Raw genomic sequence first — 20,177 nt, forward strand, 5'->3', positions numbered from 1 at the left:
TCACCCCTGCCGCTGCAACGCCTGCGCGGCGCCGGTCAGCGGCCCCTGGTCGAGCGTCGCGATCGCCCGCGGCACGGTGGCGAGCAGCCGCGCATATTTGCCGGTGCCGGCGAACACCGTCTGCATCCGCGGGGCGGCGAGCATCTGGCGGAGCGCCGCGGCGAGCTTGCCGGTGACGATCACGCCGTCCCAGCTGCCATAGGTCAGCACCAGGCTGCTCGCCTGCGTCCAGAACGCCTCGCACAGCATCTCGCAGGCGTGGCGGGCGAGCGGGTCGCTGCTGGCGGCGCGGGTGATCTCCTCGGGCGTGGTAAGCCGCGGCGGCAGCGCCTGCATCGCGGCGAGGCCGGTGTAGATCGCGACCAGCCCGCTGGCCGAGATCAGCGGCTCGGCGAGCACCGGGTGACGATCGGGGAACAGCCGCGCGGTCAGCGCCGCCATCGCCGGTGAGCCGGGCGCGAAGCCGCCATGGCCGGCTTCGGTGGCGAGGACGTGTACCGCGCCGTCGGGCTTGCGGACCAGCACCGCGGCGCCGAGCCCGGTGGTCATGCCGAGCACGCAATAGGTGCCCGGCCGGTCGAGCATCGGCAGCGACCCCGCCGCCGGGGTGAGCATCGCATGGCCGCCGCTCAGCGCCCAGGCCTCCGCCTCGAAATCGTTGAGGATCAACGGCGGCTGGCCGAGCATCGCCTGCAATCCCGAGCGTGAGACGAACCAGCGTGTCTGCGTGATCGAGATCGCGTCACCGCGCGCCAGCCCGGCGACCGCGATCGCCAGCCGCTCGGGCAGGCGCGACAAGGCGAGGTCCTGCTGGAATGCCGACAGCGCGCCCGACACGCTCGCGCCACGGTCGGCGCCATAGTGGCGCAGGCTGTCGGCCTGAAAGCCCGCCGCCGCATCGGTCAGCGCGAAGCGCAGCCCCTTGCGCCCGACATGCCCGACGATCCCCGTCGCCTCCATCCCCGCCCCCCGTGGTATCGCTATCGTTGCCGGGGGTATGCCGATAGGGATCGGGTGGTGGAAGTATTTTCTTCGTTTCCGTGCAGATTAGTCGTCAGACTAGTCGGCCGGATCGCAGGAAATCGTATTTGATATCTTTGCTTTCCGGCGTGAGCCGCGCGGCAATACGAAGAAGATTTGCGCGCGGAAGCGCAGAGAACGCCAGGCCTGTGCCGATCGGAAGTTCGCGCCGACGCATGGCTGGTCAGGCTGCCGCGTCCTCTGCGCCGCAACGCGACCCTAATCGTCGTCCAGGGCGGCGATACCGTCGGCATTGCCCGCCGGTGTCGCGGCATAGGCGTTGATGATGCCCGGCAGCAGGCCGGGAAAGCGCGCCTCGATCTCGTCCCAGCGCGAATGGTTGCGCACCTCGACGCCGGCGCGCTCGCTGCGGATCAATCCCGCCTCGCGCAGGATCTTGAAATGGTTGGAGAGCGACGATTTGGGAATGACCCGGTCACCGACCGCCGCCAGCGCCGAACAGGCCTCGACGCAGCCGGCGCGCATGATCCGCGCGAAGATCGCCGCACGTGCCGGATCAGACAGCGCATGCAGGATCGCCTCGGGCCGGACGTCGTCGATCGCGGGGTGAATCAAGGGCCTCATCTTTTTTGCATATAGGGACTTGATCGCGACAGCGTTAGTTCCAGATTCCCGAACTATCGGAATAGCGGTGCCGCCACGGTGCCGGGCCGAAACGGAAGGACGGACGTATGGCAAGGCTTGCAGGCAAGGTCGCGGTGGTGACGGGCGCATCGAAGGGGATCGGCGCGGCGATCGCCGGCGCGCTCGCGGCAGAGGGTGCGTCGATCGTGGTCAATTACGTGTCGAGCAAGGCCGGCGCGGATGCGGTGGTCGCCGGCATCGCCGCGGCGGGCGGCGAAGCGATCGCGGTGCAGGGCGACGTCTCGCAGGCCGCCGAGGCGCAGGCGCTGATCGCCACCGCGGTCGATCGATTCGGCCGGCTCGACGTGCTGGTCAACAATTCGGGCGTCTATGAATTCGCCGCGATCGAGGACGTGACCGAGGATCACTATCGGCGCCAATTCGACGTCAACGTGCTCGGCGTCCTGCTCGCGACGCAGGCGGCGGTGCCGCATCTCGGCGAGGGAGCGAGCGTCATCAACATCTCGTCGGCGATCACGCACGTCCACACGCCGCATGCGGCGGTCTATGCCGGAACCAAGGGCGCGCTCAACGCGATCACCGGCGTGCTTGCCAACGAGCTGGCGCCGCGCCGCATCCGCGTCAATGCGGTCAGCCCCGGCTTTGTCGTCACCGAAGGCTCGCGTGCCGCGGGCGTCGTCGGTTCCGAGATGGAGACGTCGCTCGTCGCGCAGACGCCGCTCGGTCGCGCCGGTCAGCCCGACGATATCGCCGGCGTGGTCGCGTTCCTCGCCTCCGACGACGCACGCTGGCTGACCGGCGAGACCATCACCGCGAGCGGCGGCATCCGCTGATCCGCAGCCGCCACGCCCGCATCGCGCCGGCGTGGCGGCTCATCCGCCGAACAGTTGCGCCAGCCGCACGTCGGCGCGCAGCCCGAGCACCACGGCGCTCGGCACGTCGGTCCGGCGCTTCGGCGCGAACATCGGATCGGGGTGGAGGACATATTGCACCACGGGATAGATTTTGAATCCGTGCAGCGCCGCCCAGCCATAGCTGAACTCGCCGACGATCTCGTCGTGATGCGGCGCGCCGTGGCCCCCCGCCCGGGCGCGCAGGTCGCGCAGATTGCCGATCTGCTGGTCGCTGAAATGCGCGTCCGACAGGATGATGCCGACCGTATCCTCGTCCCGATGCCGGAAGGTGCCGGTCTTGACGAAGCCGGCGGAGACGAAGCTGTCGAGCATCTGGACGTTGCCGACATTCCAGAAGCCGCGTGCGAACAGCGCGAGGTTGCGCGTGCCCGCGCCGGGCGCGCGCGCGATCGTCCGGTCGATCAGGCCGTAGAGTGCGACACGACTGCCGCCGAGCGCGGCCCGCGGCCGGCCGCTCAGCGCCGCCGATGCGCCGCTGCCGTCATAATAGGGGCTGGTACCGCCATCGGTGTTGACGAAGACGCCGAGCTTGTACCGGCGCGGCAGCCGCTCCTGCGCGAAGCTCGTCTGATAGGCGAGTTCGCCGGCGAGCAGCACGCCGCTGCCCTTGCCGAGCGAGAAATCGAGCCCGCCCTTGCCGGGGGCATGCAGCGCCATATTATGCTCGGTGATCATGACCTGGACGTAACGCCGGTCGTCCACCGCGTAGCGCGCCTTCGCCGCCCAGGCCGAGAACGGGAAGCCGGTGATGCCGATGACGGGGATCGCGCCATAGCCGGTCAGGCAGATGATGCTGCTCATGAACGAGCAATTGAGCGGCGAATTGTTAAAATAGCTGTTCTCGTCGGCGCGGCCGGCCAGCAGGTTGAGCCGGCCGAAATCATGTTCGATACTGAGCTGCGTCAACCGCGGGCCGGGGACCGGGCGGAAGGTCGATTGCAGGCTGATCGAATTGCCGATCACCTCGCGGCCGAGGCTGTCGCCGGTGAACCATGCGCCCTGGATATGCACGCGCGTCTTCGACAGGCCGAACAGCCGCTCGAGATCGAGATTGGCGGTGCCGACGATGAAATGCGCCTCGCGCACCCCCTGCCGCGCACCGCCGATCGGGTTGCCGGCGACATTCTCGACGCCGTCGAAGCCGAGGTCGACGCCGTCCGCCTGCAGGCCGCGCAGCGCCTTGCCGACCGCATTGTCATGCTGCCAGCGGGCGACGGCGGCGCCGTCCGCGGCGACGGGCGGTGGTGGCTGAACGGCGGGCGGTGCAGGGGCGGCGGGCGGCGATACGATCGCCTGCGCGGCGAGCAGGACTGCGAGGCTGGCGGACATCCACGTCTCCCTCGCCCGGTGCAGCGAAGCGCGGCCGGGCCACGCTTCCGATATAGACGCGCGCGGCGATGCACGGTCGCGAGGCGCTCCGATGATGGCGATCGGGGCGTTCTCTCATCCCGGATGCGCCGCCGCGACGGGAGAGGTTGCCCGGACGGGTTATGGCCGGCACCGCCGCTGGCCACCGCACGCCGTCATGGTTAAGATGGCGGCCATCGAAGCGGGAGACGGTGTTGACCAGACGCAGGCTGGCGGGTGTGGGGATCGCCCTTGCGGTGATGTCGGTGAGCGCGGCGTCGCCGCAGCGGATCGAGCGGATCACGGCGGTGCCCGCGCCGATGGCGGTGCTGCCGGTGGCGGTGCACGGCCGCGTCGTGCGTGACGGCGACGCCTTCGTCCGCCAATGGCCCGGAAGCTATTTCGAAGCCGGGTTCGCCGGGCCGGCGGTGGTCTTCCGGATCGGCAGCGGCGAGGTCGCCCTGCATCTGTCGGTCGACGGCGTCGCGGTGGAGACGCTCGTCAAGCCCGCGCCGGGTCTCTACCGGATCGACGGGCTGGCGCGCGGCCGGCATCGGCTGCGCATCGAGGTCGCGTCGGAGAGTCAGGCGGGGCCGACGCGGATCGGGCCCTTCTACGCCGCGCAGGCCGCCGCCCCGCCGGCGCCCCGCACCCGCCGGATCGAGTTCATCGGCGATTCGCACACCGTCGGCTATGGCGTGACGTCGGCGACGCGCGACTGTTCGGAGGATGACGTGTGGCGGACGACCGATACGTCGCAGGGGTTCGGCGCGCTGCTCGCCCGCCGATATCGCGCCGACTATCAGGTCAATGCGATCTCCGGCCGCGGGGTGGTGCGGAATTACGACGGCTTTGCGGCCGATCCGCTGCCCGACGCCTATCCCTATGCGCTGTTCGATCATCGCACCCCGGCGGCGGCGGTCGACTGGCACCCGCAGGTGATCGTCATCGCGCTCGGCACCAACGATTTCACCACGCCGCTCCACGCCGGCGAACGCTGGCCCGACCGGGCGGCGCTGCATGCCGATTACGAGGCGCGCTATGTCCGCTTCGTCCAGGACCTGCGGCGGCGCGCACCGCAGGCGCTGATCGTGCTGTGGGCGACCGACATGGCGCAGGGCGAGATCGAGGCGGAGGTCGCCAAGGTCGCCGCCCGGCTGCGCGCCACGGGCGAGCGGCGGATCGCCTATGTGCCGGTCGACGGCCTCGCTTTCGCCGGCTGCCACAATCATCCCTCGCTCGCCGACCAGACGGTGATCGCGACGCGCATCGCCGCGGCGATCGATGCGCAGCCGCAGGTCTGGACGGCGCCGGCGGTCAGGCGATCAGCGCCTCGATCCTGATCGGCAGGTCGCGGACGCGGATGCCGGTGGCGTTGAACACCGCGTTGGCGACCGCCGCCGCGACGCCGATGATGCCGAGTTCGCCCAGGCCCTTGACCCCTTCCGGATTGACCGCGTCATCCGCGTCGGGGACCATGACGACGGTCTGGCTGCCGATATCGGCGGCGGTCGGCACCAGATAGTCGGCGAGATCGCGGTTCATGTAGACGCCGGTGCGCGGATCGATCTCGGTCTTCTCGAGCAGCGCCGAGCTCAGCCCCCAGCTCATCCCGCCGAGATACTGGCTGCGCGCGGCGAGCGGGTTGAGCACGCGGCCCGCGGCAAAGGCGCCGACGTGGCGCGGCACGCGGATCGCGCCGGTCGCGGCATGGACCGCGACCTCCACCATATGCGCGCCGAACGCCCAGGCGAGCGCATCCTCGGGCAGCGTCAGCAGCTTGATATGGCCGGCGCGGAGATCGTCCACCGCCGCCGGCTTGGCGCCCGGCGGCAGATAGTCGAGCCGGACGCTGCGCGCGCCTTCGGGCTGGCGGCGCAGCGCGGTGCAGGCGTCGGCGAGCGCATTGGCGAGCGAGGTGGTGGTCGACGACCCGCCCGAGATCCCCGCCGGCGGCAGCGCGGTATCGCCGAGCGCGACGGTGACGCGATCGAGCGGTACGCCGAGCCGCTCCGACGCGATCGTCGCGAGCAGGGTATAGAGGCCGTTGCCGATCTCGTGATGCGCGGTTTCGATCCGCACCGTGCCGTCCGCATTCTGGCTGAGGCGCAGCGCGACCGGGCCGATCTTGACCGGGCGTGCCGCCGCGGCGCAGCCATGACCGATCCACCAGCCGTCGCGCAGCCGCGCCCGCGGCCGCGGCGACCGCTCCGCCCAGCCGAACGCCGCCGCCGCGGCGTCGAAACAGCGCAGCAGCGGGCGCGTCGTGAACCGTTTGCCGGAGACCGGATCGACCGCGGTCTCGTTGCGACGGCGCAGCGCGACCGGATCGATCGACAGGGCATGCGCCAGCTCGTCGATCGCGCTTTCCATCGCGAACAGGAACGGGACCTCGGGCGGCGCCCGCATCGGCCCGGGCGTGTTGCGATCGACGCGGCCGAGCCGTTCCTCCGCGGCGACCGCCTCCGCGGCATAGAGGGCGGTGGAGACGTCGGCGCCTTCCATCGCGAAATCGTCGAAGCGCGAACTCGCCGTCGCCGCCTGATGGCCGACGCCGAGCAGCCGGCCGTCGGCATCCGCACCGAGGCGGATGCGATGCCGCGTCTCGGTACGGTGGTTGGCGATCGTGAACTGGTCGCGGCGACTGATCTCGAGCCGCACCGGACGGCCGAGCCGGCGCGCGGCGAGCGCGCAGATCGCGCTATGTTGCGACAGCGCGAGCTTGCCCCCGAAATGGCCGCCGATGAAGCGCGCGATCACCCGCACCTGCTCCGGACGGAGGCCGAGCTGGGCGGCGAGGCCGTGCTGCGCCGCGACGACATAGCGCGTCGGTTCGTAGACGGTAAGCCGGTCGCCCTCCCACAGGCAGGTCGTGCTCGGCAGTTCGATCGGGTTATGGTGCTGGATCGGCGTCGTATACTGCGCGTCGATCCGCACCGCGGCGGCGCCGAGCGCGGCATCGAGATCGCCGCTGCGGCGATCGTGATGCTCGGTCTTGATCGTGGTCAGCGGAACGGCCGCGCTGCGCGGATCGGCGAGGCAGGCGACCGGCGCTTCGCCGGCATAGCCGATGCGCAGGGCGGCGGCGGCGGCGGCGGCGATCTCGGCGGTTTCCGCGACGACGAGCGCGACGATCTGCCCGGCATAGCGGATCTCGGGCGAGGCGAGCGGCCGCCAGCTGCTGTTGGCATAGCCGCCCTGCATCAGATGATCGACCGGGCGGATCGCCCCGCCGACCTCGTCATGCGTCAGGATCAGCAATACGCCGGGCATCGCCTCGGCGGCGTCGCGATGGATCGTGGTAACCCGCCCGCGTGCGATCGCGCTGACCGCAATGGCGGCATGCGCCATGCCGGGGACGCTCACGTCGCCGGGATATTCGGCCTGACCGCAGACCTTGAGCGGCCCGTCGATGCGCGGATGCGGCGCGCCGAGCCGGGCGACGGTATCGTCCCGGCGGGCGCGGACGCCCGGTGCATCGGAGGGAGCGGTCATCGCGATACCTTTCGTCGGTCCGCATGGCGCAACGTGCGGACGGGCGGAGACGCTCCGTTATGTCGTTCAAGCAGTTGGAAGAATCGGATATTCCTTTTCGCTGCCCGAGGGCGTCGGCCTCGGCGGACGCGCCGCTAGGCCGAGCGCCGCCGCAGCGCCAGCACGTAGATCACCGTCGCGACCGCGGCGAACAGGAACCATTGCACCGCATAGGACAGATGGTTGTTGGGCACCGAGGCGAGATCGGGGCGGCCGTTGGCGGCCAGGCCGAGCGGCGGCGTATCGGCGACGAGCAGCAGTGGCTGCGGGTGCCGGTCGAACACGATGCCGATCAGCGAACGGGCGTCCGGCGCATGGCTGATGAAGCCGCGCACCGGCCCGCCCGGCCAGCGCCGCGCGAACATCGGGTCGGGCGTGGTGCCGAGCTGGACGAGCAGCCCGTCGCCGCAATCGGCGATCAGCCGGAACCCCGCCGCGCCGGCGCCGGCGAGGCGCTGCGCCAGCGGGTGGGGGCAGGCGGCATAGCTGCGGCGGAACAGCAGCCGGTCGTCGGTGCGCCGCGGGAAGGCGATCGCCGGGCGTGCCGGATTGGCGGCGAGCTGCGCCAGATAGGCCTGTTTCTGCGGTGCCCGATCGAGCCATTGCCACAGGCCGAGCGCGATCATCGCCGCGACCGCGAGCGCGACGATCACCGTCGGGAGCAGCGGCACGCGCCTCATGGTCGCGGATCGATGCGGCCTTCGCGCGCGGCGTTGCGGAACTCCGCTGACATCAGCGCGCCCTTCGCCAGTCGCAGCGACCAGATCACCCCGGCGAGCGTCACCGGGATCCAGATCAGCATATGCAGCCACAACGGCGGGTGGAGCGTCAGTTCGAGCGTGATCGCGCCGATCACCACCAACGTGCCGAGGATCAGCGTCAGAAAGGCGGCGGGACCATCGCCGACGTTGAAGCGGCTGAAATCGAGTCCGCAGGCGGAGCAGCGATCGGCGAAGCGGATCATCCCGGCGAACAGCGTCGGCTTGCCGCAGCGCGGGCAGAGCCCGCCGAGCGCGGCCTGGACGATGCTGGGCTGCACCGGGCCGGGCTGCGCAGGGGCGGACGGCACAGGGCCGGATGGCTCGGGATCGGTCATCCTCCGGTCGGTCCGCTCACCCGCGCCCGCCTCAGCCGGCGTGGACCGGCGCGCCCCAGCCACCCCAGACATAGATGGTGACGAACAGGAACAGCCACACCACGTCGACGAAATGCCAATACCAGGCCGCCGCCTCGAAGCCGAAATGCTGGCGTGGCGTGAAGTCGCCCTTGTAGGCGCGGATCAGGCAGACTGCGAGGAAGATCGTGCCGATCAGGACGTGGAAGCCGTGGAAGCCCGTCGCCATGAAGAAGGCGGCGCCATAGTTCAGCCCCTTGAACGGGAACGGCGCGTGCATGTATTCATAGGCCTGGATCGAGCTGAACAGCACGCCGAGCGCCACCGTCAGCCACAGCCCCTTGAGCACGCCGTCACGATCACCGACGCCGAGCAGGCCCCACAGGCCGCGCTTCTCGCCGCCGCGCTGGTTGTGGATCAGCGCATGGTGCGCCCAGGTGACGGTGGTGCCGCTGGTCAGCAGGATCAGCGTGTTGAGCAGCGGGAATTCGAAGGCGTTGATGACCTCCAGCCCCTTGGGCGGCCATTGCGCGGCGATCGCCGCCGCCCCTTCCGCGGCGCGTTCGACCTGACCGTCGATGAAGCTCATCGCGGTCGGGAACAGCGCGAAGTCGAAGAAGGCCCAGAACCAGCCGACGAAGAACATCACCTCGGAGGCGATGAACAGGATCATGCCGTAGCGGAAGTGGAGCTGGACGACCGGGGTGTGATCGCCGTGATGCGCCTCGCGCACCACCTCCGCCCACCAGCTGTACATGGTGAACAGCACGCCGCCGAGCCCGGCGAGGAAGATCCAGCCGCCGCCATTGGCCTTGTCGGCGGCGAGATGCGCGCCGTGCATCCACATGATCGCACCCGACGCCATCACCAGGGCCGACAGCGATCCGAACAGGGGCCATATGCTGGGGGGCAGGATATGGTAATCGTGGTTCTTGGCGCCGGCCATGGTCGTTTCCCTGTTCTCTATCCTCTTGCGCTAACGCTTAGCCCGCCGATTTCGCGGAATCCACCGGGTAAAACGTGTAGGAGAGGGTGATCGTCTCGACGTCGTTGGCGTCGGGATCGTCCATGATCTTCGGGTCGACGAAGAAGATCACCGGCATGCGCTGCGTCTCGCCCGGTGCCAGGGTCTGCTGGGTGAAGCAGAAGCACTGGATTTTGGTGAAATATTTGCCCGCCTGGCTCGGCGTGACGTTGAACGTCGCGCTGCCGGTGATCGGCTTGCTGTCCATGTTGGTGGCGGTGAAGAAGGCGATGTCGCGTGCGCCGATCTTGACCGTCTCCGACCCTGCTTCGGGCCGGAAGCGCCACTTCATCCCGGGCGCGACATTGCTGTCGAAATCGATGCGGATCAGCTTGTTGACCGCACCCGGTGCTTCCTGCGCGCGCTGCGTCGTGCCGTTGAGGCCGGTCACCTGGCAGAACAGGCGGTAGAGCGGGATGCTCGCCCAGGCGACGCCGGTCATGAAGCAGATGCCGAGCACCGCGAAAAAGGCGGTGCGCAACTGCCGCCGCGTCGACGCATCGTCGGGGCGCGGCGGCGCGTTCATGCCAGCCCCTGGCGGATCTTGGTGATCGCGATCGCGAAGATCAGGATCACGAACGCACCGAGCAGCAGCGCCATGATCCGCGCCCGCGCCCGCTGGCGCTGGCGGACGAGGTCCTGTTCGTCGGGCGTCATGCGAACATCCAGCGGTCGACGACGAGCGCGCCGAACACGACGAACAGATAGAGGATCGAATAGCTGAACAAGCGCTTCTCCGGCTTCATGGCATCGTCGGCCGTGGTGGTGCGGGTCGCGACGACGAGCGCGAGCGCGGCGAAGACGAGGGTGGTGACGCTGGCGACGCCGCCGTAGAGCGGCCCGGTCAGGCCGAGCGGCCAGGGCAGCACCGCGGCCAGCGCCATCGGGATGGTGTAGAGCCCGATCTGCCGCCGCGTCACCCGCTCGCCGGCGACGACCGGCAGCATCGGCACCCCGGCATTGGCGTAATCGGTCTTCACGAACAGCGCGAGCGCCCAGAAATGCGGCGGCGTCCACAGGAAGACGAGCGCGAACAGCAGCAGCGGCAGCAGCGCGACCTGTCCGGTCGCCGCCGCCCAGCCGATCAGCGGCGGAAATGCGCCCGCGGCGCCGCCGATGACGATGTTCTGCGGCGTCCGGCGCTTGAGCCAGACGGTATAGACGAGGACGTAGAACAGGATCGAGACGGTGAGGATCGCCGCCGCGGCGAAATTCACCGCGAAATACATCAGGATGACGGAGAAGGCGGCGAGCCCGACGCCGAAGTGCAGGGCCGATTCGCGCTCCATCCGCCCGGCGGGCAGCGGCCGCTTCTGCGTCCGCCGCATCTTGGCGTCGAGGTCCGCCTCATACCATTGGTTGAGCGCCCCCGCCGCCCCCGCGCCGAGCGCGATGCACAGGATCGCGGTGAAGCCGAGCACCGGATGGATGAAGTGTCCGTTCACCGGCGGCGCAGCGAGCATCCCGCACAGCCCGGTGAAGACGACCAGCGTCATCACCCGCGGCTTGGTCAGCGCGAGGAAGTCCCGCCAGTCAGCGGGGGGCAGCAGGGGCGTCGCGACCGTCATCGCCATGGCTATACGCCGCGCGGGCGCTTTGAGCAAAGCCGATCGGGCTTGCACCGATGACCACCCAACCAATCCTCCCCGGCACGGGGAGGGGGACCAGCCGAAGGCTGGTGGAGGGGGGCTTCCGCTGACGGCAGCGCGTGTGGATACCCCCCTCCACCACCGCTTGCGCGGCGGTCCCCCTCCCCGTGCCGGGGAGGAGTTGGACCTAGACGAACCCCAGGTTCAGGCTCGCCGCATCGTAATTGCCCGCATTGGGCAGCACCGTCCGGAGATCGCCCGCGCCGACGCCGAACCAGCTCGCCAGCGTCGCGGCATATTGATCCACCGCGATCGTCGGCAGCAGCCGGCCCTGGCCGACGTCGTCGGGCGTGCCGTTGCCGAGCTGCGGCGCGGTGCCGTAGAAGCGCTGGCCGCGCACCGCGCCGCCCATCACGAGATGATGGCTGCCCCAGCCGTGATCGGAGCCGTCGTCGTTCGATTGCAGGGTGCGGCCGAAGTCGGAGGCGGTGAAGCTCGTCACCGTGTCGGCGACGCCGAGCGCGACGGTGGTGTCGTAGAAGGCGCGCATCGCGTCGGCGACCTTGCCGATCAGCCCGGGATGCTGCGCGACCAGATTGTCGTGCAGATCGAACCCGCCGATCGACACGAAGAACACCTGCCGCCGGGCGCCGAGCTGCGACGAGACCGAGATCAGCCGCGCGACCATCTTCAACTGATCGGCGAGCGCATTGCCGGTCGGGAACAGGGTGAAGCCGCTGGCCGGCGCGCCGGTCAGCGCGCTGCTCACCTGCGCATAGGTGTCGAGCGCGCGTTTGCTGACGCGGGCATGTTCGTCGGCGAGCAGATTGGTGTTGCCGCCGGTCATCAGGCTGCGCAGCGTCGTCGCCGCCGCGGTCGATCCGTACAGCTTGGTCTGGTTGTTGAGCAGCGCGACCGGACCGCCGGCGCCGATCGCATATTGGACCGCGCTCTTGCCGGTGAGATAGACCGCATTGCCGCTGGTGTTGATGCAGGTCAGCGTCGCCGCGCCATTGCCCGACTGGAACAGGTCGCCGATCCGCCCGCCCCAGCCCGAGGTCGCGCCTTCCGGATTGGACGCCTGGAAATAGCTCTGCTGATCGTTGTGGCTGAACAATTTGGGCGGCAGCCGCACTGCATTCTGCTGGAATTGCAGCTTGCTGGTCGGCTGCACCAGCGTGCCGACGTTGAGCGCCACCGCGAGCTTGCCCTGATCGAACAGCGGCAGCAGCGATGCCATCGTCGGCGCCAGCGCATAGCGGCGCGCCTCGGGCAGCGCCTGCGTCGGCTTCAGCACGGTCGCCGCCAGCGTTTCCCGGGTCAGCGCGATATTGGATCGCGCGGCGAGATAGGCGGCGTAGCTCGCCTCGTCATAGGCGGCGACGGTATTGGCGTAATCGTTACCGCCATAGAGGAAGATGCAGACCAGCGCCTTATAGTCGGTCGACACCGCCGCCGCCGCCTCGCCGATCGCGGCGAGGCTGGTGACGAAGGGCGTCGCCACCCCCGCCATGCCGAGCGCGGCGGAGCGTTTGAGGAAGGCGCGGCGCGAGGCATCACGCGTGACGTCCATCATGCTCACCGCAGGGTCAGGAATTCGGGGGAGGCGAGCGTCAGCAGCAGCGCGATGCCGACGCGGTTGATCGGGCCGTCGGTCGCGGTGGCCGCGACGCTGTCGACCGCGGCGCGGATCGCGCTCACCGTCGCCGTGCCGAGCTGGCCGGCGGCGAGCACCGTGTTGATCTCGTCGACCAGCGCGGCGCTGTCGCCCGCCTTGGCGATGAGGTCGGCATAATCGGGCTTGGCGTCGCCGGCGCCGTTGGCGATCAGCCCCTGCATGTAATTGACGTAGGCGACGACGCTCTGTTCGTTGGTGATCTGGAATTCGGGGGCGACCAGCCCGGCGCTGCCGATCGCGCTGGCGGGCGGCGTGTAGGCGGGGCGGAAAAAGTTGAAGACGGTCTGGCTGCGTCCCATCGACTGGGCGAGCCGCGTCGACTGGCTCGACGTATCGCCGAATGCCCAGGCGTTGGACGGCGAGTTGACCTTGGCGAGCCGCGCCCAGGCGGTGAGCCGCATCACCGGCTCGCGCAGCTTGCCCGCGCTGGCACTGGTCAGCGCGGTATCGCTGCGCGCCTCGCTGTCGAGCAGGATCGCCTTGATCACCGCCTTCATGTCGCCGCGCACCCCGGCGCCATTGTCGGCGAAGGCCGCGGCGACGCGGCCGACATAGGCGGGGCTCGGATTGCTCGTCACCAGCCGCTGGATCAACTGGCGCGAGACGAAGGGCGGCAGATTGGGATGCGCGAAGATCGTATCGAGCGCGGTCTTGATCGCCGCCATGCCGCCGCCGCTCACCGTCGCGCCGAGGAAGCTCGTGGCGCCGGTCTCGTTGATCGCGCTGTTCATCACCAGCGGCTTGCGCAGGCGATCGGGCGTGCTGTTGTCGCTGGTGGCGAGGCTCAATCCGGTGAACACGCGGGCGAGGCCGCTGACGTCGGCGGGGCCATAGGTTTCGAGCGGAACGCCGTTGGCGGTGCGGACGCTGCCGTCCATATTGAGCTGGTAGAGGCCGAGCGTGAACAGCTGCATCAGCTCGCGCGCGTAATTCTCGTCGGGCTGCGCGCCGGTCTTGGCATTGGCCTTGCGGTTGCCGAGGAAGGTGAGGAACGATGCCATCGCCGCATTGGTGGTGATCGCGTCGAGGATTGTGCGGTAATTGCCGAAGGCATTGTCGAGCAGCAGGTCGACATAGGCGCCGACCGCGAACGGCCGCCAGCTGAGATTGACGCCGCCGATACCGACGACGAGCAGGTCGAGCAGCGCCATGCCGACGCGCTGGCGCAGCTGATCGGGCTCGACGATCATCTGCCGCCACAGGCTCGCGTCGAACCCCGCCTCGCTGTTGATGTTGGCGGAGGCGTTGTAGCCGTTGGCGACGAGCCAGTCCCAGTGGCTGGTCGCGCGCGGCATGGCGAACTGGTCGTCGATCCAGCCTTCGTAGCGCCGGCTGATCACACTATCGATCATCGCGCGGGTGCCGCCCATCGTCGCCTGGGCGAGGAACCGGCTCGCCTGCGTCGCGGTGATCGCGGCGGGAAGGACGGTGACGGGGGCGCTCGCCGTCGGGGTGCCGCCGCCGTCGCCGCTGCCGCCAGCGCAGGCGGCGAGCAGCAGCGCCGGTACCGCGGCCGCGCCCGCCTGCCATGGCGTCGCGGCGGCGATCGGCGCCGCGTCGTCGGCGGACACGCGGTCCACCCTGTCATCCAGCACTGGAACGGTCCCCCCTGCCACGCTCCCCACAAGCGTTAACGGCCATACGAGGGATATAGCCGATACGGTCTTAACGAAGAGGCTTAACGCGCTTCGCTTCGCCGCATCCCGGCCGGCGTCTATCGCCCGAGGTGCGAGACCAATCGCTTGAGATCGGCGGGTGCGAGGCGCCGGACGTCGAGCGCGTCGACGCCGGCGACGAGCACCGCGCCGAGCCGGCGTTCGCCGGTGTCGATCAGGATGCCGTCGGCGGTCGAGCGCAACGCGCCCCACGGTACCTCGCGCACCGCGATGCTCGCGCCCTGGCGGATCATCACCGCGACGCGCCCGGCGCGGTCGACCGCGAGCGCGCCGCCGCCGTCGGCACCGACCACCGCACCCTGCGTGTCGAATCCGGCGAGCGACCGTTCCGCCGCCTCCGCCGCCTCTTCGGGGCTGCCGATCCGCTTCGGCCGGCGGCGGCGCAGCACCATGACGATGGCGATCACGAGCAGCACCGCCACCACCGCGGCGGCGGCCGCGATCACGATCGTCTGGTCGGCAGGCGCGCTCATTGGCCGGCGGCGAGCGCGTCCAGCGTCGGCCGCATCGCGCCGAGATCATAGCCCGCCCCGCGCGCCTGCGCGACGAGCAGCGCCGGGTCGCGCCCCGCCTTGGCCGCGGCGAGCGCCCACAGGTTGCAGCTGCGCGTCCCCGAGCGGCAATAGGCGAGCACCGGCCCGTCGGCGGCGGTCAGCGCGGCGGCCATCGCATCGATCTGCGGGTGCGAGAAGCCGGCATGCGTGACCGGGATCGCGCTATAGGCGAGACCCGCCGCCTCGGCCGCGGCACGGATCGCGTCACCGGCCGGCTGGCCGCCCTCTTCGTCGTCGGGACGGTTGTTGACGATCGCGACGAACCCGGCTGCCTTGATCGCCGCCATATCGTCGGCGGTGATCTGCGGGGCGACGCTGATCCGGTCGTTGATGGTGCGAATGTCGGCCATCCGGTCTTATTAGGCGATCGGCGGAGATTCGTCAGCCTTTTTGGATGCATTTCCGCTTGGATGTGACGATTTCGCCGCCGGTCTAGCCGGCCGCGCGGATCACCTCGACGAAGGCGTCGCCATAGGCCTCCAGCTTGCGCGCGCCGATCCCCGACAGGTGCATCAGCTCGGCGCGGCTGGTCGGCCGCTGCGCCGCCATCTCGCGCAGCACCGAATCGTGGAAGATGACATAGGGCGGCACCCCCGCCGCCTTGGCGAGATCGCGGCGGCAGACGCGCAGCGCCTCGAACAGCGGATCGTCGGCCGGATTGGTGGCGATGCCCGCGTCGCGCTTGCGGCTGCGCGTCCGCTTCGGCGGCACGACCAGCGTCAGCCGCGCGCCTTCCTTGAGGATCGGCCGTGCGCCCGGCCCGAATTCGAGCCCGCCGTGCGCATTGGTGCGCAGCGCGTCGCGCAGCAGCAGCGCGCGCGCCACCGGCTTGATCAGCGCCGCCTCTTCGCCGTCGACGATCCCCCAGACCGACAGCGATTCATGGCCGCGATCGACGCTGCGTTCGGTCGACTGGCCGAGCAGCACCTGCTCGACATAGCCGGCGCCGAACATCTGCCCGGTGCGGAACACCGCGGAGAGGAATTTCATCGCGGTCTGCGTCGCGTCGACCGCATCGGGCGAGCCGAGGCAATTGTCGCAATTGCCGCAATCCTCCTGCCGGTCCTCGCCGAAATGCTTGAGCAGGATGCGGCGGCGGCAGCCTGCGGTCTCGACCAATGCGCCGAGCGCGGCGAGCCGCGCGCGCTCGCCCGCCTGCCGCTCGGGCTCGACCTCGCCGATCCGCTGGCGGGCGCGGGCGAAATCCTCCGCACCCCAGAACAGATGCGCCACCGCCGGGTCGCCGTCGCGCCCGGCGCGGCCGGTCTCCTGATAATAGGCCTCGATCGATTTGGGCAGGCCGGCATGCGCGACGAAGCGGACGTCGGGCTTGTCGATCCCCATGCCGAACGCCACCGTCGCGCAGATCACCATGTCTTCGGACGCGACGAAATCGGCCTGGTTCTTCTGGCGGATGTGCGTCTCGAGCCCGGCATGATAGGCGCGCGTCGGCCGGCCGGTGCGGGCGAGCGCCTCGGCGAGCTTCTCGGTGGCGGCGCGGGTCTGGGCATAGACGATGCCGGGGCCGGGCGTCGCGGCGATGACGTCGGCGATCTGCTTGGTGGTGTTCGCCTTGGGGGTGATCGCATAGCGGATGTTGGGCCGGTCGAAGCCGGAGACGATCAGCCCGTCCGCCGGAATGCCGAGCTGCTGGAGGATGTCGCTGCGGGTATGCGCGTCGGCGGTGGCGGTCAGTGCCAGCCGCGGCACCTCCGGAAACGCATCCATCAGCGGCGCGAGCAGGCGATAATCGGGGCGGAAATCATGGCCCCATTCGCTGACGCAATGCGCCTCGTCGATCGCGAACAGGCTCAGCTTGGCGCTCGCCAGCAGCTCGCGGAAATGCCCGGTCGAGGCGCGTTCGGGCGCGATATACAGCAGGTCCAGCTCGCCGGCGCGGAAGCGCGCGATCGACTCGGCACGGTTCTGATCGGCGCTGGTCAGCGTCGCGGCGCGGATGCCGACCGCCTCGGCGGCACGCAGCTGGTCGTGCATCAGCGCGATCAGCGGCGAGACGACGACGCACGTCCCCTCCATCATCACCGACGGCAATTGGTAGCACAGCGACTTGCCCGCGCCGGTCGGCATCACCCCCAGCGTCCGCTCACCGGCGAGCACGCGTTCGACGACCTGCTGCTGCACGCCGCGGAATCCGGGAAAGCCGAAGACGCGCGACAGGGTGGGCAGGGGATCGGGGATCATCATCGCGCCATGTAGGCGTGGGGGCGGTCGGCGTCGAGGCGCGGCTTTATTAGCCTTGAAGCTAATTAGCGGATCGGCTAAATAAGGCGCGTGGACAAGGTATTCGACGCCCTCGCGCATCCGACGCGCCGCCGTATCCTCGAACTGCTCAAGGCGGGCGGGATGACGGCGGGCGATCTGGCGGAGGCCTTTGCGGTTTCGAAGCCGACGATGTCGGGGCATTTCGCGCGGCTGCGCGACGCCGGGCTGATCCAGGGCGAAACCCGCGGCACCAGCATGGTCTACACGCTCAACCTCTCGGCGCTCGAAGAGGTGATGATGGCGTTCATGGGCCGGCTGCGCGTCGGCGGCGACGCTGACGATGATCGGGAGGAACACGCATGAGCTATCGACGCATCACGCTCGCATCGCTGCTGACCGTCGCCGGGCTGGGGTTGATCGCCGCGACCGCGTTACAGCGGCTGCCGACCGGCACGAGCCTGCCGGTACATTGGAACGGCGCGGGACAGGCGAATGGCTTTGCGTCCGCCGACCGCGCCCTGTTCATGCCGGTGGTATCGGCGGCCGTGATCAGCCTTGTCATGGCGATACTGCCGCGGATCGAGCCGATGCAGCATCGCCTGCAGCAAAGCGCGCCGCTCTACCGGACGGCGTGGGCGGGACTGCTCGGCATGATGATCCTGACCGAGATCGTCATCGCCGCACCGGCGTTCGGCCTGTGGCTGCCGGCGACGCTGCATCTCGCGGCCTGCGGCCTGCTGCTGATCGTCCTCGGCAACGCCCTGCCCAAGTCCCGCCCCGGTTTCTTCGTCGGCATCCGCACGCCCTGGACCCTGACGGACCCAGAGAACTGGATCGCGACCCACCGGCTCGGCGCCCGGACGATGATCCTCGGCGGCGTGATGATCGTCATGGCGGCCGTGCTGCCGATCGAAGCCGGTATGCGGCAGGCCTGCGTCATCGCCGGGATCATCGTGGCGGTCGCCCCGCCGGTCATCTATTCCTGGTGGTTCTGGCACCGCCGCACGGTTCGCCGTTAGGCGTTACTCCGCCGCCAGCGCGCCTTCGCTCGCCCCGGCGACGTCGTCGTCATCCTGCGCCTGGCGCGCCCACATCTCGGCATAGGTGCCGCCGAGCCGGAGCAGTTCGGCATGGGTGCCGCGCTCGGCGACGCGGCCGCCGTCGAGGACGACGATCTGGTCGGCGTGGACCACCGTCGACAGGCGGTGGGCGATGACGATCGTCGTGCGGCCGCGCTCGATCGCCTCGAGCGTATCGAGGATCTCCGCCTCGGTACGGCTGTCGAGCGCGCTGGTCGCCTCGTCGAGGATCAGGATCGGCGGGTTCTTGAGCAAGGTGCGCGCGATCGCGACGCGCTGCTTCTCGCCGCCCGACAGTTTGAGGCCGCGTTCGCCGACGCGGGCGTCATAGCCGTCGGGCTGGCGCTCGATGAAGCCGGCGATCACCGCGCCCGCCGCGGCGGCCTCCACCTCGGCGCGGCTCGCGCCTTCGCGGCCGTAGGCGATGTTGTACCCGATCGTGTCGTTGAACAGTACCGTATCCTGCGGCACGATGCCGATCGCGGCGCGCAGGCTCGCCTGCTGGACGTCGCGGATGTCCTGCCCGTCGATCATGATGCGGCCGGCGGCGACGTCGTAGAAACGGTACATCAGCCGCGCGAGCGTCGACTTGCCCGCGCCCGACGGCCCGACCACCGCGAGCGTGCTGCCCGCCGGCACGTCGAGGTTGAGTCCTTTCAGGATCTCGCGATCGGGATCATAGCCGAAGCGCACGTCCTCGAAACGGACATGGCCCTGCGCGACGGCGAGCGCCGCGGCGCCGGGTGCATCGACCACCTCGGCGGGGGTGTCGATCAGCGCGAACATGCTCGCCATGTCGATCACGCCCTGGCGGATCGTGCGATAGACCATGCCGAGCAGGTCGAGCGGCCGGAACAGCTGCGCGAGCAAGGTCGAGACGAAGACGACGTCACCTGCCGAGAAGCTGCCGCGGCTCCAGCCCCAGGCGACATAGGCCATGCCGCCGCCGAGCATCAGATTGGTGATCAGCGCCTGACCGACGTTGAGCCAGGCGAGGCTGTTCTCCGACTTGGTCGCGGCGGCGGCATAAGCGGAGATGGCGGCATCGTAACGGCGCGCCTCGCGCTCCTCGGCGCCGAAATATTTGACCGTCTCGAAGTTGAGCAGCGAATCGACCGCATGCGCGACCGCGCCGGTATCGAGGTCGTTCATCTGCGCGCGCAGCGCATTGCGCCAGTCGGTCACCTTCTGTGTGAACAGGATGTAGACCACGACCATCGCCACCGTCGCGACGACCAGCGGCCAGCCGAAGCTGTGCCAGAAGATGCCGAGCACCAGCGCCAGCTCGAGCACCGTCGGCGCGATGTTGAACAGCAGGAAGTAGAGCATCGTATCGATGCTCTTGGTGCCGCGTTCGACCACCTTGGTCACCGCGCCGGTGCGCCGTTCGAGGTGGAAGCGCAGCGACAGGCCGTGCAGGTGGCGGAAGACGTTGGCGGCGAGGCGGCGGGTCGCATCCTGGCCGACGCGCTCGAACACCGCGTTGCGCAGGTTGTCGAACAAGGTCGTCGAGAAACGCGACGCGGCATAGCCGACGACGAGCAGGATCACGATCGTCGCGACGCCGCGATCGCCCACCGCCATCCGGTCGACGGCATATTTCAGCGTATAGGCGGCGCCGAACACCTGGACGAGCTTGCTCATCACGACGAGCATCATCGCGCCGACGATCCGCGCCTTCAGCGCCGGCTGCCCCGCCGGCCACAGATAGGGCAGGAAGCGGCACAGCGTCGGCAGCAGCGGCTGGTCGGCACGGGTGTGGCTGGTCGGATCGGTCGGCGGCATTGCCACCCATGTAAGTGCTGACGGGGCCATGCGA

General features: G+C 69.5%; 20 protein-coding genes. 4 read left to right on the top strand and 16 right to left on the bottom strand.

The window, feature by feature from the left end; genetic code table 11:
- Both PBN85_RS01375 and PBN85_RS01380 read right to left on the bottom strand, forming a co-directional pair.
- Entirely contained in the window at positions 1-960 is a 960-nt protein-coding gene (locus tag PBN85_RS01375) for a glucokinase (protein ID WP_037531603.1), read from the bottom strand.
- A 279-nt stretch (positions 961-1,239) separates the two neighbouring features.
- The gene (locus tag PBN85_RS01380; RefSeq protein WP_037531605.1) at positions 1,240-1,605 is read right to left on the bottom strand and encodes an ArsR/SmtB family transcription factor; all 366 of its coding nucleotides are present in this window, start codon (positions 1,603-1,605) and stop codon (positions 1,240-1,242) included.
- Between the two features lie 107 nt (positions 1,606-1,712).
- Here PBN85_RS01380 and PBN85_RS01385 point away from each other — a divergent pair, with 107 nt between their 5' ends.
- Entirely contained in the window at positions 1,713-2,459 is a 747-nt protein-coding gene (locus PBN85_RS01385) for a glucose 1-dehydrogenase (protein WP_271299912.1), read from the top strand.
- Between the two features lie 39 nt (positions 2,460-2,498).
- Here PBN85_RS01385 and PBN85_RS01390 read toward each other — a convergent pair whose 3' ends face one another.
- Positions 2,499-3,869 (bottom strand): carbohydrate porin, encoded by a 1,371-nt coding sequence (locus PBN85_RS01390; RefSeq protein WP_271299913.1) that lies wholly within the window; start codon positions 3,867-3,869, stop codon positions 2,499-2,501.
- 233 nt (positions 3,870-4,102) lie between these two features.
- On the opposite strand from PBN85_RS01390, the gene PBN85_RS01395 reads away from it, so the two are divergent.
- A complete protein-coding gene (locus PBN85_RS01395) occupies positions 4,103-5,230 on the top strand; it encodes an SGNH/GDSL hydrolase family protein (protein ID WP_271299914.1) in 1,128 nt (375 codons plus the stop codon).
- Here the strand turns inward: PBN85_RS01395 and PBN85_RS01400 are convergent.
- From PBN85_RS01400 to recQ, 12 genes are all read right to left on the bottom strand, one after another.
- Complete coding sequence (locus tag PBN85_RS01400) at positions 5,205-7,382, bottom strand: xanthine dehydrogenase family protein molybdopterin-binding subunit (protein ID WP_271299915.1); 2,178 nt, start codon at positions 7,380-7,382, stop codon at positions 5,205-5,207. The genes PBN85_RS01395 and PBN85_RS01400 overlap by 26 nt on opposite strands.
- Positions 7,383-7,516: 134 nt before the next feature.
- Positions 7,517-8,101: an SURF1 family cytochrome oxidase biogenesis protein gene (locus PBN85_RS01405; protein ID WP_271299916.1), complete on the bottom strand. Its 585-nt coding sequence runs from the start codon at positions 8,099-8,101 to the stop codon at positions 7,517-7,519.
- Positions 8,098-8,517, bottom strand: coding sequence for a DUF983 domain-containing protein (locus PBN85_RS01410; protein ID WP_081792882.1), 420 nt, complete (start codon positions 8,515-8,517; stop codon positions 8,098-8,100). Before PBN85_RS01410 ends, PBN85_RS01405 begins: the two co-directional genes overlap by 4 nt.
- 31 nt (positions 8,518-8,548) lie before the next feature.
- On the bottom strand, positions 8,549-9,481 hold the full coding sequence (locus PBN85_RS01415) for a cytochrome c oxidase subunit 3 (RefSeq protein WP_037531614.1): 933 nt from the start codon (positions 9,479-9,481) through the stop codon (positions 8,549-8,551).
- A 37-nt stretch (positions 9,482-9,518) separates the two neighbouring features.
- Positions 9,519-10,085: a cytochrome c oxidase assembly protein gene (locus PBN85_RS01420; RefSeq protein ID WP_037531616.1), complete on the bottom strand. Its 567-nt coding sequence runs from the start codon at positions 10,083-10,085 to the stop codon at positions 9,519-9,521.
- Positions 10,082-10,216 (bottom strand): hypothetical protein, encoded by a 135-nt coding sequence (locus tag PBN85_RS01425; RefSeq protein ID WP_268747101.1) that lies wholly within the window; start codon positions 10,214-10,216, stop codon positions 10,082-10,084. Before PBN85_RS01425 ends, PBN85_RS01420 begins: the two co-directional genes overlap by 4 nt.
- Complete coding sequence (locus PBN85_RS01430; protein ID WP_271300817.1) at positions 10,213-11,127, bottom strand: heme o synthase; 915 nt, start codon at positions 11,125-11,127, stop codon at positions 10,213-10,215. Before PBN85_RS01430 ends, PBN85_RS01425 begins: the two co-directional genes overlap by 4 nt.
- Positions 11,128-11,335: 208 nt before the next feature.
- Entirely contained in the window at positions 11,336-12,721 is a 1,386-nt protein-coding gene (locus PBN85_RS01435) for a DUF1501 domain-containing protein (RefSeq protein ID WP_037531618.1), read from the bottom strand.
- Between the two features lie 5 nt (positions 12,722-12,726).
- Positions 12,727-14,397 carry a DUF1800 domain-containing protein gene (locus PBN85_RS01440; protein ID WP_235199500.1) on the bottom strand — a complete coding sequence of 557 codons (1,671 nt, stop codon included), beginning with the start codon at positions 14,395-14,397 and terminating at the stop codon, positions 12,727-12,729.
- 143 nt (positions 14,398-14,540) lie between these two features.
- Entirely contained in the window at positions 14,541-14,975 is a 435-nt protein-coding gene (locus PBN85_RS01445; RefSeq protein WP_037531619.1) for a hypothetical protein, read from the bottom strand.
- The gene (locus tag PBN85_RS01450) at positions 14,972-15,406 is read right to left on the bottom strand and encodes a TIGR01244 family sulfur transferase (RefSeq protein ID WP_037531621.1); all 435 of its coding nucleotides are present in this window, start codon (positions 15,404-15,406) and stop codon (positions 14,972-14,974) included. Before PBN85_RS01450 ends, PBN85_RS01445 begins: the two co-directional genes overlap by 4 nt.
- An 82-nt stretch (positions 15,407-15,488) precedes the next feature.
- Entirely contained in the window at positions 15,489-17,258 is a 1,770-nt protein-coding gene (gene recQ, locus PBN85_RS01455; protein WP_037531622.1) for a DNA helicase RecQ, read from the bottom strand.
- A gap of 90 nt (positions 17,259-17,348) precedes the next feature.
- On the opposite strand from recQ, the gene PBN85_RS01460 reads away from it, so the two are divergent.
- Both PBN85_RS01460 and PBN85_RS01465 read left to right on the top strand, forming a co-directional pair.
- On the top strand, positions 17,349-17,642 hold the full coding sequence (locus tag PBN85_RS01460) for a metalloregulator ArsR/SmtB family transcription factor (RefSeq protein WP_037531624.1): 294 nt from the start codon (positions 17,349-17,351) through the stop codon (positions 17,640-17,642).
- Positions 17,639-18,298: an SdpI family protein gene (locus PBN85_RS01465; protein WP_037531626.1), complete on the top strand. Its 660-nt coding sequence runs from the start codon at positions 17,639-17,641 to the stop codon at positions 18,296-18,298. The genes PBN85_RS01460 and PBN85_RS01465 overlap by 4 nt, the downstream gene beginning before the upstream one ends.
- Before the next feature lie 3 nt (positions 18,299-18,301).
- Here the strand turns inward: PBN85_RS01465 and PBN85_RS01470 are convergent, their stop codons facing one another.
- Positions 18,302-20,143: an ABCB family ABC transporter ATP-binding protein/permease gene (locus PBN85_RS01470; RefSeq protein WP_271299917.1), complete on the bottom strand. Its 1,842-nt coding sequence runs from the start codon at positions 20,141-20,143 to the stop codon at positions 18,302-18,304.
- Between the last annotated feature and the right edge of the window lie 34 nt (positions 20,144-20,177).

It is taken from the genome of Sphingomonas sp. CV7422 (assembly GCF_027945725.1).
Lineage (GTDB): Bacteria > Pseudomonadota > Alphaproteobacteria > Sphingomonadales > Sphingomonadaceae > Sphingomonas > Sphingomonas kyungheensis.

Coding starts and splice junctions, on each gene's coding strand:
- PBN85_RS01415 (WP_037531614.1), bottom strand. CDS start 9,481: ATGGCCGGCGCCAAGAACCACGATTACCATATCCTGCCCCCCAGCATA.
- PBN85_RS01445 (WP_037531619.1), bottom strand. CDS start 14,975: ATGAGCGCGCCTGCCGACCAGACGATCGTGATCGCGGCCGCCGCCGCG.
- PBN85_RS01405 (WP_271299916.1), bottom strand. CDS start 8,101: ATGAGGCGCGTGCCGCTGCTCCCGACGGTGATCGTCGCGCTCGCGGTC.
- PBN85_RS01430 (WP_271300817.1), bottom strand. CDS start 11,127: ATGACGGTCGCGACGCCCCTGCTGCCCCCCGCTGACTGGCGGGACTTC.
- PBN85_RS01435 (WP_037531618.1), bottom strand. CDS start 12,721: ATGGACGTCACGCGTGATGCCTCGCGCCGCGCCTTCCTCAAACGCTCC.
- PBN85_RS01400 (WP_271299915.1), bottom strand. CDS start 7,382: ATGACCGCTCCCTCCGATGCACCGGGCGTCCGCGCCCGCCGGGACGAT.
- PBN85_RS01465 (WP_037531626.1), top strand. CDS start 17,639: ATGAGCTATCGACGCATCACGCTCGCATCGCTGCTGACCGTCGCCGGG.
- PBN85_RS01420 (WP_037531616.1), bottom strand. CDS start 10,085: ATGAACGCGCCGCCGCGCCCCGACGATGCGTCGACGCGGCGGCAGTTG.
- PBN85_RS01380 (WP_037531605.1), bottom strand. CDS start 1,605: ATGAGGCCCTTGATTCACCCCGCGATCGACGACGTCCGGCCCGAGGCG.
- recQ (WP_037531622.1), bottom strand. CDS start 17,258: ATGATCCCCGATCCCCTGCCCACCCTGTCGCGCGTCTTCGGCTTTCCC.
- PBN85_RS01425 (WP_268747101.1), bottom strand. CDS start 10,216: ATGACGCCCGACGAACAGGACCTCGTCCGCCAGCGCCAGCGGGCGCGG.
- PBN85_RS01470 (WP_271299917.1), bottom strand. CDS start 20,143: ATGCCGCCGACCGATCCGACCAGCCACACCCGTGCCGACCAGCCGCTG.
- PBN85_RS01375 (WP_037531603.1), bottom strand. CDS start 960: ATGGAGGCGACGGGGATCGTCGGGCATGTCGGGCGCAAGGGGCTGCGC.
- PBN85_RS01390 (WP_271299913.1), bottom strand. CDS start 3,869: ATGTCCGCCAGCCTCGCAGTCCTGCTCGCCGCGCAGGCGATCGTATCG.
- PBN85_RS01410 (WP_081792882.1), bottom strand. CDS start 8,517: ATGACCGATCCCGAGCCATCCGGCCCTGTGCCGTCCGCCCCTGCGCAG.
- PBN85_RS01385 (WP_271299912.1), top strand. CDS start 1,713: ATGGCAAGGCTTGCAGGCAAGGTCGCGGTGGTGACGGGCGCATCGAAG.
- PBN85_RS01450 (WP_037531621.1), bottom strand. CDS start 15,406: ATGGCCGACATTCGCACCATCAACGACCGGATCAGCGTCGCCCCGCAG.